Annotated in this window: 14 protein-coding genes; 8 read left to right on the forward strand and 6 right to left on the reverse strand. The window is 66.7% G+C overall.

What is annotated here, in order from left to right; translation table 11 throughout:
• The first annotated feature begins 218 nt into the window (after positions 1-218).
• The 6 genes from B2869_RS00435 (at position 219) to B2869_RS00460 (ending at position 6,247) form a co-directional block, all read left to right on the forward strand.
• Positions 219-1,523, forward strand: a complete 1,305-nt coding sequence (locus B2869_RS00435; RefSeq protein WP_292761312.1) for a citrate synthase — start codon at positions 219-221, stop codon at positions 1,521-1,523.
• A 219-nt stretch (positions 1,524-1,742) separates the two neighbouring features.
• A complete protein-coding gene (locus B2869_RS00440) occupies positions 1,743-3,632 on the forward strand; it encodes a peptidylprolyl isomerase (RefSeq protein ID WP_292761315.1) in 1,890 nt (629 codons plus the stop codon).
• 34 nt (positions 3,633-3,666) lie between these two features.
• The gene (trpD, locus tag B2869_RS00445) at positions 3,667-4,680 is read left to right on the forward strand and encodes an anthranilate phosphoribosyltransferase (RefSeq protein ID WP_292761317.1); all 1,014 of its coding nucleotides are present in this window, start codon (positions 3,667-3,669) and stop codon (positions 4,678-4,680) included.
• A gap of 9 nt (positions 4,681-4,689) precedes the next feature.
• Positions 4,690-5,505: an indole-3-glycerol phosphate synthase TrpC gene (gene trpC, locus B2869_RS00450; RefSeq protein WP_292761320.1), complete on the forward strand. Its 816-nt coding sequence runs from the start codon at positions 4,690-4,692 to the stop codon at positions 5,503-5,505.
• Positions 5,502-6,017 (forward strand): cyclic pyranopterin monophosphate synthase MoaC, encoded by a 516-nt coding sequence (gene moaC, locus B2869_RS00455; protein ID WP_292761323.1) that lies wholly within the window; start codon positions 5,502-5,504, stop codon positions 6,015-6,017. Before trpC ends, moaC begins: the two co-directional genes overlap by 4 nt.
• On the forward strand, positions 6,014-6,247 hold the full coding sequence (locus B2869_RS00460) for a MoaD/ThiS family protein (RefSeq protein ID WP_029260054.1): 234 nt from the start codon (positions 6,014-6,016) through the stop codon (positions 6,245-6,247). The genes moaC and B2869_RS00460 overlap by 4 nt, the downstream gene beginning before the upstream one ends.
• Before the next feature lie 117 nt (positions 6,248-6,364).
• On the opposite strand, the gene B2869_RS00465 is transcribed toward B2869_RS00460, so the two are convergent.
• From B2869_RS00465 to B2869_RS00485, 5 genes are all read right to left on the reverse strand, one after another.
• Positions 6,365-6,799: a molybdenum cofactor biosynthesis protein MoaE gene (locus tag B2869_RS00465; RefSeq protein ID WP_292761328.1), complete on the reverse strand. Its 435-nt coding sequence runs from the start codon at positions 6,797-6,799 to the stop codon at positions 6,365-6,367.
• Complete coding sequence (locus B2869_RS00470; RefSeq protein WP_292761331.1) at positions 6,796-7,284, reverse strand: MogA/MoaB family molybdenum cofactor biosynthesis protein; 489 nt, start codon at positions 7,282-7,284, stop codon at positions 6,796-6,798. Before B2869_RS00470 ends, B2869_RS00465 begins: the two co-directional genes overlap by 4 nt.
• Positions 7,285-7,325: 41 nt before the next feature.
• Entirely contained in the window at positions 7,326-8,948 is a 1,623-nt protein-coding gene (locus tag B2869_RS00475) for a molybdopterin-dependent oxidoreductase (protein ID WP_136023942.1), read from the reverse strand.
• Positions 8,949-9,058: 110 nt separating this feature from the next.
• Positions 9,059-9,319, reverse strand: a complete 261-nt coding sequence (locus tag B2869_RS00480; protein WP_136025407.1) for a hypothetical protein — start codon at positions 9,317-9,319, stop codon at positions 9,059-9,061.
• Between the two features lie 133 nt (positions 9,320-9,452).
• Positions 9,453-10,208: a GTP pyrophosphokinase gene (locus tag B2869_RS00485; protein WP_292761341.1), complete on the reverse strand. Its 756-nt coding sequence runs from the start codon at positions 10,206-10,208 to the stop codon at positions 9,453-9,455.
• A 107-nt stretch (positions 10,209-10,315) separates the two neighbouring features.
• Here B2869_RS00485 and B2869_RS00490 point away from each other — a divergent pair, with 107 nt between their 5' ends.
• On the forward strand, positions 10,316-10,678 hold the full coding sequence (locus B2869_RS00490) for a nuclear transport factor 2 family protein (RefSeq protein WP_029260060.1): 363 nt from the start codon (positions 10,316-10,318) through the stop codon (positions 10,676-10,678).
• Positions 10,679-10,708: 30 nt separating this feature from the next.
• Here B2869_RS00490 and B2869_RS00495 read toward each other — a convergent pair whose 3' ends face one another.
• A complete protein-coding gene (locus B2869_RS00495) occupies positions 10,709-11,815 on the reverse strand; it encodes a VanZ family protein (RefSeq protein ID WP_292761344.1) in 1,107 nt (368 codons plus the stop codon).
• A gap of 83 nt (positions 11,816-11,898) precedes the next feature.
• On the opposite strand from B2869_RS00495, the gene B2869_RS00500 reads away from it, so the two are divergent.
• Complete coding sequence (locus B2869_RS00500; RefSeq protein WP_029260062.1) at positions 11,899-14,019, forward strand: APC family permease; 2,121 nt, start codon at positions 11,899-11,901, stop codon at positions 14,017-14,019.
• Positions 14,020-14,144 lie beyond the last annotated feature (125 nt).

Here is a 14,144-nt window from a genome sequence, read left to right on the forward strand (position 1 = left end):
GCCGATATCGCCGCCGCCGCCGCGCGCATTCGCGCTTCGGCGCCGACCGCGGGATGACGTCGTCCGAATCGACATTTCGCTTCACATCAAGATATTCTGAGCCGAGTGCGGCACCCCCGTGCCGCAGCCCCCGGTTCCCCTCGGAGCCGATAGGGTGATAGGAATGGCCGTGTCATACCCGACGCAGCGCCAGCATTGAGACCTCACGAGGAGACGACGTGACCGAATCGACGCAGGGCCCGGCCACCGCCAAGCTGACCTTCCCAGGCGGATCCGCCGAGTTCCCGATCGTCGACGCGGTCGATGGGCACTCGGCGATCGACGTCAGCACGTTCACCAAGCAGAGCGGGCACACGGCGCTCGATTACGGGTTCGTGAACACGGCGTCGACGAAGTCGAAGATCACGTACATCGACGGCGAACAGGGGATTCTGCGCTACCGCGGGTACCCGATCGAAGAGCTCGCGAGGCACTCCACCTTCCTCGAGGTCTCCTACCTCCTGATCTACGGCGAGCTGCCCACGGCCGATCAGCTGGGCGCGTTCGATGAGGAGATCCGCCGGCACACCCTGCTGCACGAAGACATGCGGTACTACTTCGAGGGCGTGCCGCACACGGCGCACCCGATGGCGGTGCTCTCGGGTGGTCTGCAGACGATGTCGACGTACTACGAGTCGTCACTCGACACGGCGGTGCCGGAGTTCGTCGAGGTGAATACGATCCGGCTGCTCGCCAAGCTTCCCGTGCTCGCCGCCTACGCGCACAAGAAGTCGATCGGCCAGGCGTTCCTCTACCCCGACAACAACCTCAACTTCGTCGAGAACTTCCTGCGGCTCAACTTCGGCAACAAGGCCGAGAAGTACGACATGAACCCGGTGCTCGTCGACGCACTCGACAAGCTGCTCATCCTCCACGCCGACCACGAGCAGAACGCGTCGACGTCGACGGTGCGCCTCTTCGGCTCGACCGGTGCGAATATGTTCTCCTCCGTCTCCGCGGGCATCAACGCGCTTTCGGGCCCGTTGCACGGCGGAGCCAACGAGGCCGTGCTCGACATGCTCGCCCGCATTCGGGACTCGGGCCAGAGCGTCGAGACATTCGTCGAGAAGGTCAAGAACAAGGAAGACGGCGTGAAGCTCATGGGCTTCGGGCACCGGGTCTACAAGAACTACGATCCGCGCGCGCGCATCGTCAAGGAGAGCGCCGCCCGCGTGCTCGAGGAGCTCGGCGTGAACGACCCGCTGCTCGGCCTCGCGCAGGAGCTCGAGCAGATCGCGCTCGAAGACGACTACTTCAAGGAGCGCAAGCTCTACCCGAACGTCGACTTCTACTCCGGCATCACGCTGCGTGCGCTCGGCTTCCCGACGACCATGTTCACCGTTCTCTTTGCGCTCGCCCGCACCGTCGGCTGGATCGCGCAGTGGAACGAAATGATCGAAGATCCGCAGCAGCGTATCGGTCGTCCGCGCCAGCTCTACACCGGCGCCCCGAAGCGCGACTACAAGCCGCTTTCGGACCGCTGAGTCCATCTCACGCTGTGGAACATCGAGAAGGCCGGCTCTGTCCGGCCTTCTTCCGTTTCGGGTCTCACAACAAACGCTTTTCCGGCTCAAGCCGGTCAAACTCCCCGTGAAGGATCCGCATTTCGCCGCTCCACGCCTTCAATTCCCGAAAGCTTTGTTCTAAGGAAGTCAACCTGCTTCGTCCCGGACGAAGATTTACAATGAGGTTTATGCGTCCCGATGCTCGTCTTCTTGAGAAAAGCTTCCCAAACCCTGTTCGCCAAGATCTTGCTTTTGCTGCTCGTCGTGTCCTTCGGCGTCTGGGGCGTCTCTGCCTCGCTGTTCAGCAATACGTCGGATACCGTGGTTGCCGTGGGTGACCAGACCGTCTCGTCCAACGACTTCGCCTTTGCCTATCAGCGGCAGGTCGCGGACATGAGCAGCCGATTCGGGATGCAGCTCACCACCGAACAGGCGCGTGCCTTCGGCATCGAAGCGCAGGTATTCTCGCAGCTTGCCGCCGGCGCGGCTCTCGACCAGCTCGCGGCCGACATGAATCTCGGTCTGTCCCAGGACCGCCTCGCCCAGCTGATTGCCGACGATCCGGCCTTCAAGAATGCGGCCGGCAATTTCGATCGCGCCCTCTTCTCGTCTCGTCTGCGCAGTGCGGGTCTGCGTGAGGACGATTATATCGAGGAGCGCTCGAAGGTCGCCATCCGGAGCCAGATCGTTGACGCCACGGCAGACGGTTTCGTTGCGCCGAAGGTGCTGGTCGATGCGCTCAAGACCTATCGTTACGAAAATCGCGACATCAACTATCTGCTGCTGACCAACGCCAATATCGAGCCGGTCAAGGCACCCGACGACGCAACGCTCGCCGCCTGGTTCGAGACCACCAAGTCCGGCTATCGCGCTCCGGAATATCGCAGTTTCAACTATGTGAAGCTCGAGCCTTCCGACATCGCCGATACGGCTGCCATCACCGACGAGCAGATCCGTGAAGACTATGAGCGCCGCAAGTCTTCCTACGAGATTGCCGGCACCCGTACGATCGAGCAGCTCTCGTTCGAAAGCCGCGAAATGGCGGAAGCGGCCCTGCAGGAACTGCAGAACGGCACCAGCTTCGACCAGCTCGTCGCAGATCAGGGCAAGACGGCCGGCGACGTGCTGCTGGGTGATTTCACCCGAGACCGCCTCCCCGACCCGGCGCTCGCGGAAGCAGCCTTCGCGGTGACGACCGAGGGGGGCACGACGCCCGTGGTCGAAGGCGCGCTTGGGCCCGTCATCCTGCGGATCACCAATATCAAGGAAGGCCGCACGCAGCCGCTCGAAGAGGTCAAGGAACAGATCCGCGAAGCGCTTGCCGAATCTGCCGCGATCGCGGACCTCACCGCCGTCCACGACCAGTTCGAAGACCTGCGTGCCGGTGGCTCGACGCTGAAAGAAGCCGCCGACCAGCTTAAGCTGACAACATCGACGGTTACGGACATCGATCGCCGTGGTCTCGACAACCGCGAGACGGAAGTCGCCGGCATCCCGGAGCGTGACAAGCTGCTGACGGAGGTTTTCCGCACGGAGATCGGCGTCGAGGCGCTGCCGGTCAACATGGGCAGCAACGGCTTCATCTGGTTCGAAGTCACCGATGTCAAGCCGGAGCGCGACCGGGAACTTGCGGAAGTGCGCGAGAAGGCTGTCGCCGACTGGACTGCCGAGCAGCAGCGTATAGCGCTCGGCGCCAAGGCGGAGAGCCTGCGCAAGCGCATCGCCGACGGCGAAAAGCTCGAGGATATCGCGACGGAACTCGGTCTCGCCGTCGAAAGCAAGGCGGGCATCACCCGCCGCAGCGAGGACGCGGTGCTCGGCCCGACCGCGGTCACGGCGGCTTTCTCCGGCCCGCAGGGCACGGTTGCCACGGCATCCGGCGCGGATCCCTCCACGCAGATCCTGCTAACGGTGACTGCCGTGCGTGATCAGCCCACGGGCGGCGTGCCGCTCACGGACGATGCGCAGATCGCCCAGGTTGCCAATGCGGCCGGTGACGACATCCTCGACCAGATGGTGGGGCAGTTGCAGTCGGAATACGGCGTGACCATCAATCAGGCGCTGGCCCAGCAGGCGATCGTCCGATAAGTCCGGCCAGAGGGGGAGCTGTAGAATGTCCGGGTTGAAGCCCTTCATCGCCAAGATCGCAACGCGCCAGCCGCTCACGCGGCAGGAGGCGAGCGACGCTTTCGAAATCCTGATGTCGGGCGAAGCCAGCATGGCCCAGGTGGGCGGCTTTCTGATGGGCCTGCGCGTGCGCGGAGAGACCGTCGACGAAATCGCCGGCGCCGTGTCCATCATGCGGCAGAAGATGGTGCCGGTGGATGCACCGGACGATGCAATCGACATCGTGGGCACCGGTGGCGATGGCACCAATACCTACAACATCTCGACGCTGGCGGCGCTGATCGTTGCCGGCGCCGGCGTGCCCGTTGCCAAGCACGGCAATCGCGCCCTGAGCTCGAAGTCGGGCACGGCGGATGCACTGTCGCAACTCGGCGTCAAGCTCGACATCGAGCCGGACATGATCTCGCGCTGCATCCGCGAGGCCGGGATCGGCTTCATGTTCGCGCAGCTGCATCATCCGGCCATGCGCCATGTCGGCCCTGCTCGCGTTGAGCTCGGTGCGCGCACCATCTTCAACATCGTCGGCCCGCTTTCGAGCCCTGCGCGCGTGAAAAAGCAGCTTTTCGGCGTATACTCGCCCGAGTGGCTGATCCCCGGCGCCGAGGCCCTCCGGGATCTGGGCCTGACCAGTGCCTGGGTCGTGCATGGCAGTGGTCTCGACGAGATCACCACCACGGGACCGAGCCAGGTCGCGGAGCTGAAGGACGGCGAAATCCGCAGCTTCGACCTCACGCCCGATGATTTCGGCGTCGAGACCGTCTCGCTCGATGCGATCCGCGGTGGCGACGGCGCTGTGAACGCAGCAGCCCTTCGCGATGTTCTGGGCGGGGCAAAGACGCCCTATCGCGATGTCGCCCTCTGTAATGCAGCCGCATCGCTGATCGTTGCCGGCAAGGCCAAGGACGTGACCGAGGGCATGCATCTCGCCAGCCAGTCGCTCGACACGGGCAGTGCCGCACGTGCACTCGAGACGCTGATCACCATTTCCAATTCGGCCGCGCAGGGGTAAGTTCAGACCATGACCGACATCCTGAAGCGCATCGAAACTTACAAGCGGGAAGAAATCGCTGCCGCGAAGGCGGCCGTCTCTCTGTCCGAACTCAAGGACCGGATCGCCGCCCAGGAGGCGCCTCGTGGTTTTCACCGTGCGCTGGTTCGTGCCCGCGATGAGGGTCGCTTCGGACTGATTGCCGAAATCAAGAAGGCGAGCCCTTCGAAGGGGCTCATCCGGCCCGATTTCGATCCGCCGTCCCTCGCCGCCGCCTATGAGGCCGGTGGTGCCGCCTGCCTGTCTGTCCTGACGGATAGCCCGAGCTTTCAGGGTGCGCCGGAATTTCTCACCGCTGCCCGTCAGGCCTGTGCGCTCCCCGCGCTGCGCAAGGACTTCATGTTCGATGGCTATCAAGTCTATGAGGCACGCGCCTGGGGTGGCGATTGCATCCTGCTGATCATGGCGTCGCTCTCTGACGATGAAGCCGCTGAACTCGAAGGCGTTGCTTTCGAGCTCGGCATGGATGTGCTGGTTGAAGTGCATGACGCCGAAGAGATGGAGCGGGCCCTGAAGCTCAAGTCGCCGCTGGTCGGCATCAACAATCGTAACCTTCGCACCTTTGACGTCAGCCTCACCGTCAGCGAAGAACTGGCACCGATGGTGCCGGCGGATCGCCTGCTCGTGGGTGAAAGCGGCATCTTCACCTATGAAGACTGCCAGCGCCTGCAGGCCTCCGGCATCACGACCTTCCTCGTCGGCGAAAGCCTGATGCGCAAGGACGACGTCGCCCAGGCCACGCGCATGCTGCTGACCGGCAAGCCCGGCGCATTGGCGGCGGAATGAGCGACGAGGCAAAAGGCCTGACACATATCGGCGCGTCTGGCGAGGCGCATATGGTCGATGTGTCGGCCAAGGATGACACGGTTCGTGTGGCCGTGGCCGAAGGCTCTGTCAGAATGAAACCGGAGACCCTTGCGATCATTCGCGACGGCAATGCCAAGAAGGGCGATGTCATCGGCACCGCCCGGATCGCCGGCATCATGGCCGCCAAGCAGACGTCCAATTTGATCCCGCTGTGTCATCCGCTGATGCTCTCGAAAGTGACCGTCGATATCGTCGAGGATGCTGACTTGCCCGGCCTGCGGGTGGAGGCCACCGTCAAGCTCACCGGCAAGACCGGTGTCGAGATGGAGGCGCTGACGGCCGTGTCGGTCACCGCCCTCGCGATCGTCGACATGATCAAGGGCGTCGACCGCGCCGTCGTGATCGAAGACGTGCGGATCGTGGCGAAGTCGGGCGGCCGTTCCGGCGACTGGGTCCGTCCGGGCGAGGCAGACCCCGGAGACCCCCGATGACGCGGGTGCGCTACTTCGCCGCTGCTGCGGAGGCTGCGGGAACCGACGTCGAGGAGCGCGGGGAACGGTCACTCGTCGCCCTGCGCGCAGCGGTCGTCGCCGAGCATCCGGCCCTCGTCGACATCCTGCCGCGCTGCGCGGTGCTCGTCGACGGGGTGCGCACCGACGGCGACCTCGTCCTCGACGACGCGGACCTCATCGACGTGCTCCCGCCCTTCGCGGGTGGATGACCACACGCCACCTGCAGGAATGCTGGCCGCTTGCAGGACCGATGACCGGCGTTTCCTCCTGCACGCGGCACGAGCTCATGCAGATGGCGCGTCAGGATCGACGGCTGCCCCTGCGGCTCAGCCGCCGATGCCCTTCCACGACGACGTCCCGTCGACCTCGAGCTGACGCTTCCAGACGGGGAGGTCGCTCTTGATCGCCTCGATGACCGCCCGGCACACCTCGAAAGCCTCGGCACGGTGTTCGGAGGCGACCGCGATCACCACGGCCGCATCGCCCACGTCGAGGCGTCCGATGCGATGGCTCACGGCCACCACGGCGGGGGCTTCCGCGCCGGCACCGGCCTGCTCGGCGATCCGCCGCAGCGTCGCCTCCGCATCGGGGTGAGCGCTGTACTCCAGCCCGACCACGGGTGTCTCGGCGTCGGGGTCGTTGTCGCGCACCCGCCCGACGAAGGTCGTCACGGCCCCCAGCCGAGGGTCTTCGACCGCGGCGAGGTGCGCGTCGAGATCGAGTCGCTCCTCCGATATCGCTGCGATCCGCACGTCGTTCATGAGTGGTCTCCGCCCTTCACCTGATCCAGGATGTGCCCGGCGACGCCGAGCACCACGGGGACGCCGGAGGCGACGGCCCGCGGCGAACCGGGAAGGTTCACGACGAGCGTGCCGTCAGGATCGACGATGCCGGCGAGCCCGCGTGACAGCACGGACAGCGGGGTGTCGGCGAGTCCGCTGCGACGCAGCTCCTCGGCGATCCCGGGGATCTCTCGGGTGATCACGCGCCGCGTCCCCTCGGGCGTCAGGTCACGAGGACCGACACCGGTTCCCCCGGTCGTCACCACCAGCCGGATGCCGCGGGCGACGGCCCGGCGCAGAGCGTCCGCCACCGAACCCGCGCCGTCGGCGACGATCTCGGCGTCGGGACACTGCCATCCGGCATCGCGGAGCAGGCCCACGGCGATCGGACCTCCGCGATCCTCGCGCTCTCCGGAGAATGATCGGTCCGAGACGGTGATCACGAGTGCGGGGAGCGGGCCCATGGCTCCCACACTAGGCCCGAGCCGCCGACCGCGCACGGCTCTCAGTTGACCCGGATGAGTGAACGCTGCCAGCCCGACGAACCGTTCGGTGCGATCGGCGCACGCTCCTGGATCTGCAGATCGCCGTTCTTGTTGATCGCACGCACGGCGACGTAGTGCGTGCCGGGCGTGGCATCCCACTCCATGAACCACTGCACCCAGGTGTCGTCGTTGATCGGGGTCGACAGCGTCGCCGGCATCCAGTCCCCGTCGTCGATGCTGACCTCCACGCGCTCGATACCGACCGACTGCGCCCAGGCGACTCCGGCGATCGGGATCTTCCCGGCGTCGACCGCCTCGCCGATCTTGGGGGTGTCGACGCGCGAGGCGAACTTGATCGGGGCCTCCGCGCTGTAGCCCCGGGGAGTCCAGTACGCCTCGTCCTGGGCGAAGGTGGTGACCTTGAGCTCGGTGAGCCACTTGGTCGCCGACACGTATCCGTAGAGGCCGGGCACGACCATCCGCACCGGGAATCCGTGTTCGAGGGGCAGGGGTTCACCGTTCATCCCGACGGCGAGGATCGCGTCGAGGTCGTCGTCCGTCAACGCCGAGAGCGGCGTGCTCGCGGTGTAGCCGTCGACGCTGCGTGAGAGCACCATGTCGGCACCGGACTTCACTCCCGCCTTCTTGAGCACGTCGCGCAACGGCACCCCCAGCCACTTCGCGTTGCCGACGAGCTCACCGCCGACCTCGTTGGAGACGCACGTGAGCGTGATCGCGTACTCATCGAGGCCCATGTCGAGGATGTCCTGGAAGCTCATCTCCACACGCTGGTCGACCATCCCGTCGATCACCAGACGCCAGGTGTCCGGATCGATCGAGGGCACCGTGAGTGCGGTGTCGACGCGATAGAAGTCCTTGTTCGGGGTGAACAGCTTGCTGAGCCCGGGGATGTCGAGCTCGGCGCCCTGCGGCACGGTCACCGTGGTCTTCGGGGAGGGCAGCTTGAGCGCACCGCGGATCGCTTCGACCGACGACACCGCCATGCTCACGGTGCGGGCGGTGATGCCCACGACCAGTGCGGATGCCCCGGCGAGCGCGGCGAGGACGAAGAAGCGGCGGCGGTCGATTCCGGGGCGGACGGACTCTCCCTCGTCGTCGGCACGGACGATCTCGTCTCCAGCGGTCGACGTGTCGCTCTTCCGTTCGCTCTCGACGCCGACGACGGAATCCCTCCATCCGCGCAGGCGACGGCACAGGAGCACGAGGACCAACGACCCCACGACGGTTCCCAGGACCGGGGGCAGGAAGGCGAGCGGAGCGACGGCGGCCCGGGTCACGATCGCTGCGGTCGATAGTGCACCCGCGATCACGAGAGCGATCACGCCGAGCGGCGGCCGTACGAACTGCAGGATGCCGGCGATCGCCGAGGCGATGACCACGGCCAGTCCGAGGCCGGCGAGCAGGGCGATCTTGTCGTATTCGCCGAACGTGGCGATCGCGAACTCCTTGAAGGGCTGCGGCACGATGTCGATCACGAACCCGCCCACGGCGAGGATCGGACTGGCTGCGCGCGCGAAGAGCAGCGCGAACAGCTCGGCCGTGGCGAGGAAGACGCCCCCGCCGATCACGCCCGCGAGGGCGGCCCAGACGAGGAACCTCTTGCCACTGCGGCGCTGCACCATGGTCGTCTCCTGTCCGACATCACGTCGACACCGTCGCCGGTGTGATCCCCCGTTGTTCGGAGCGGAACCACGATCGGATGGGATGATCCCGCGGCAGACGGGCTCGACGGTCAGAGGCGGCGCACGGTGACGGCCTCACGTCCTTGGAACTTCCTCAGTGTCCGCATGCATCGGGAGCACAGGATCTCGACCCGGCGCGGGTGGCCTTCGCCGCAGACGCAGTCGACCGTCACGCGCCACTTGGCCTTGCGTCCGCACGGCTGGTAGCCGTCGTCGTCGCCGTGATCGCACTCGCACCGCTGCCGGTCGCGATCGAGCCCGGCGAGGTCGTCGACGCGCGCGAATTCATCGACGTCGTGCTCGGCGTCCACGGACACGGCTTCCTGCGTTCTCACCACCCGCCGATGCTCCCAGCACCGCGGCTCCGTCGCAACACCGCCACGCAGGGCGCCGCCCGTCCGCAGCTTCTCCGGAGTTGTGGACGGGTGCTCGGCGCGTCTTCGGTCAGACCCCGACGACGCGTGGGCCGGTCGGGGCGTCCGGGATCGCCGACGGGGCGTCCGGGATCGACGGCGGGGCAGGAGGGGGCGGCGGAGCGAGCTGACGCTGCGGCACGCCGTGCGCCTCCCGGTGCAGGCGCTCCATGCGACTGTCGAGCTCGGCGGCGGCATCCGCGGCGTCCGACAGGCTGTCGACGAGATGCGAGGGCACCTGGTTCGAGAACTTGTAGTAGATCTTGTGCTCCAGGCTGGCCCAGAAGTCCATCGCTATCGTGCGGAACTGCACCTCGACCGGTACCGAGAGCGCACCGGTCGACAGGAAGACGGGCACCTCGATGATCGCGTGCAGGCTCTTGTAGCCGTTGGCCTTCGGCTGCGCGATGTAGTCCTTCACCGTGCGCACCGTGACGTCGTCCTGCGCGGTGAGCAGATCGAACAGGCGGTAGACGTCGGCGACGAAGCTGCAGGTCACGCGCACACCGGCGATGTCGGTGATCTCCGCGCGGATGCGGTCGAAGTCGGGTTCGTCGATGCCCTTGCGGGCGATCTTCTCCACGATGCTGTCCGGCGACTTGAGCCGGCTCTTCACGTGCTCGATCGGGTTGTACGCGTGGTCGTGCGTGAACTCGTCGCGCAGGATCGAGATCTTCGTCTCGACCTCGCGCATCCCGAACTCGTACTCGCGCAGGAACCGCTGCAGCTCATCGCGCAGCTCGCGGGCCTGGTTGATCGTGTCCTCGGTGACGTGAACAGTCGTCATGCCATCGACGTTACGGGTTCGTGATCGGAAACCGCTGTGGATCCCCGATGTCCTCACGATTCGCGAACGGGTTGACGCAACCTCCCCCGCGGCCTAGAACGGAGCACATGACGACCGCAGGCGAGGACTGGACCGGGGCCTACATCGAGGCATGGAGATCGAACGATCCCGAGCGGATCGGAGCACTCTTCACGCACGACGCCAGATATCTCACGAGCCCCGATTCGGAGCCGCGCGTGGGGCGCGAGGCGATCGTGTCCGGGTGGATCGACGACGGCGATGAACCGGGCTCCTGGACGTTCGAGTGGGAGGTCCTGCACGAGGTCGGCGGCTTCGTGGTCGTCCAGGGGCGCACGGAATACCCGGCCGAACGCGACTACCTCAACCTCTGGATCATCCGGCTCGCTCCCGACGGGCGGGCGACGGAGTTCACCGAGTGGTACATGCCGCGTCCCCACACGGAGAGCTGAGCCCGCGGCGTTCATCGGACCCTCAGTCGGTCATGCGTCGCGCGGAGGGGAAGCGGATGCGGGCACGCTCGGCGCAGGGCCCGCGGCACCCGCCCGCGCGTCGACGAGGTGCTGTCCGGAGACGACGCCGGGAAGTCCGCGACCGTCACGTGTCGTGAACGGCAGCACGATCGCGGCGAGGAACAGCACTGCCGCCGCGAAGCCGAAGAACCCGCCGGGCAGCTGCAGCGCGCTGATCCCGCCGATGCCGCCCGCCCAGCGCAGGAGCCGCGCGAACGGTGCGGGCAGGCGCGATCCCGCGTATCGGAGCTGCACCGCGATGTCGCCCACCGAGCGCCCGCCGACCAGGATCAGCACCAGGAACAGTGCTGAGGGGACGATGGTGGCGGCGGCGGATGCGAGGGCGCCGTCGAGCACCGCGGCGCGGTCGTCCACGACGAACTCCAGCCACACCTGCACGGTCACCCCGGCCCCCACGCTCAGGAACCCGTAGGCGAGGAAGTCGCACAGCATCGCGAGCAGGCGGCGGCCGCGGCTGACCGGACGGGGACGATCGGCGTCCGGGCTCACCTTCACGCCGCGCAGCGACCGCGGGACGAGGATCGCCGCGATGCAGCCGATGACCGCGCCGAGGGTGTTCGTCATGAGGTCGCCCACGTCGAAGAAGCGATACGCGCACGGGTAGACGCCCCACACGCCGGTCAGCTGCGTCGTCTCGACCAGCAGCGACAGGCCGAAGCCGGCGGCGAGCGCCGTGAGCACCCCACGACCGGCGAGCACTCGGACGAAGAAGCCGAGCGGCACGAACAGCAGCACGTTGAAGACCAGCTGCAGCAGAGCCGGCTGACGCAGCGGATTGCCCGGGGCCGCGAAAGCCTTCCGCACATCGCGCACGACCGACATCGGATCGGTGATCGCTCCGACGCAACGGATCGTGTCGGGGTCCGGCAGCGGCAGCAGGGTATAGGTCCAGATCGCCCAGAAGTAGATCAGGGCCGACAGCCAGAGCAGGGTTCGTCCGAGACCGAGTCGACCGCGTCGGCGATAACTGACCGCCACGAAAGGCACGAACAGGAGGATGCCGAAAGCCGCCCCCATCGCGATCGCGATGAATCCGAGCAGCACCTGATCTTCCACCGCGTGCCAGTGTAGCTTTGCGCGTAAGGATTCCGTGAGGACCGCGCATCCCACCGTAGGGATTCCGTGAGGATCGCGTGAGGATGCCATCAGGAGGCGTAGTGTCGCCGGACGTGTCAGACGAAAACAGGGAGGGCGCGGACTCACCGCCGCTCGCCAAGCGCATCCTCATCGGAGAACCGCTGACGAGCCAGCAGGTCGACGACCAGCTGCTCCCGAAGCGGATGGCTCTTCCCATCTTCGCGTCAGACGCGCTCAGCTCGGTGGCCTACGCCCCGCAGGAGCTGGTGATGATCCTGCTGATCGGCGGGCTCACCTTCCTGTCGTTCACGCCGCTCGTCGCGATCGCGGTCGTGGTGCTGCTGATCGTGGTCGTGCTCAGCTACCGCCAGCTCATCAAGGCCTATCCCTCGGGCGGTGGGGACTACGAGGTCGCGTCGAAGAACCTCGGCGAGATCCCCGGTGTGATCGTGGCCGCGGCGCTCCTGGTCGACTACGTGCTGACCGTGGCCGTGTCGGTCGCCTCCGGTGTCGACAACATCATCTCGGCCGTGCCGGGGCTCGACCCGTTCCGCGTCGAGCTCGCCGTCGGCTTCGTGATCCTCATCATCGTCGTGAACCTCCGCGGGGTGCGCGAGGCCTCCCTGGTCTTCGCGATCCCGACGTACGTGTTCATCGGCTCGGTCGGCATCATGATCGTGACCGGCCTGATCCGCACCTTCCTGGGCGACGCCCCTGTCGCCTCGAGCGCCGAGTTCTCGGTGCAGGCCGAAAGCCTCGGCCAGGCGGCCGTGATCCTGCTGATCCTGCGCGCGTTCTCGAGCGGATGCTCCGCCCTCACCGGTGTCGAGGCCGTGTCGAACGGCGTTCCCGCCTTCCGCGCCCCGAAGGTGCGCAACGCCCAGTCGACACTCGTGCTGATGGGGTCGATCGCCATCTGCCTGTTCGCCGGCCTCACCGCCCTCGCTCTGATCACCGGCGTGCACTACGCCGAGAACCCGTGCGACCTCGTCGGCTTCGACTGCACGAATCCGCAGCCCAGCCTGATGGCGCAGATCGCCGCAGCGACCTTCGGCGGCGGCAGCATCGCGTTCTTCATCGTTCAGGCCGCGACCGCGTGCGTGCTGCTGCTCGCCGCGAACACCGCCTTCAACGGCTTCCCGCTGCTGGGCGCCGTGCTCGCCCGCGACGGCTACGCGCCGAAGTCGCTCAACACCCGCGGTGACCGCCTCGTGTTCTCGAACGGCATGATCCTGCTCGGCATCGCGGCGATCGCGGTGCTCGTGATCTTCCAGGCGAAGCTGACCACGCTGATCCAGCTGTACATCATCGGCGTGTTCGTCTCGTTCTCGCTCGGACAGATCGGCATGGTGCGGCACTGGCGACGCGTGCTGCGCGGACCGGTCGAGGGCACGAAGGACTCGGGGATCGACGGCGCCTCGGCATCCGACCGCCGCTCGGCGAAGGTCGGACTCATCATCAACTCCACGGGCGCCGCGATGACCGTGCTCGTGCTGGTCATCGTGACGATCACCAAGTTCACGCACGGCGCGTACCTGGTCTTCTTCGCGATCCCGATCCTCGCCTTCCTGATGCTGGGGGTGAAGCGGTACTACCGCGACGTCGAGCATGAGATCGCGATCGACGACACCACGAAGTTCGGTGCGACCGGCGACCTCGCCATCGTGCTCGTCAACCGACTGCAGAAGCCCGTCGTGAAGGCCATCGACTACGCGATCGCGGCCAAGCACGGCAAGACGCTGGCGGTGCACGTGGCCGTGGCCTCCGACGATGCGGCCCAGCTGCAGAAGGACTGGGCCGACCACCTGGTGCCGATCCCGCTCGTGATCGTCGAGTCGCCGTATCGCTCGTTCGCGCAGCCGGTGACCCAGTTCATCAAGCAGTACCGCGAGAAGCACGGCTCGTCCGTCGTGACGGTGTACCTGCCGCAGTACATCGTCGGCCACTGGTGGGAGTCGTTCCTGCACAACCGCCGCGCACGCCGTCTCGCCAACCAGCTCATGCTCGTGCACGGGGTGTCGATCACGCTCGTGCCGTGGCTGCTCGACTCGTCGGAGCTCATCTACGGCCGCCGCTCCCGTCCGCTGCCCGGTCAGGAACGTGCCGGTCGTCCGGTCGTGGTGGCCGGCCGTCGCGCCCACCGCCCCGCCGGCCCGCCGCAGGACGGCGCCCCCGAAGCCTGAGGTCGGCCTTCCGGTCTGAGCGACCCCTCAGGCCCCGTCGAGCACGGCGCCCAGGATGCCGGCGGCCTCCGCGAAGCGGGCGGTGTCGGCGTTCGCGTAGTTGAGGCGCACGTAGGAGCCGGAGG

Origin of the sequence: Microbacterium sp. UBA3486, assembly GCF_002377845.1 — a bacterium.
GTDB lineage: Bacteria > Actinomycetota > Actinomycetes > Actinomycetales > Microbacteriaceae > Microbacterium > Microbacterium maritypicum_A.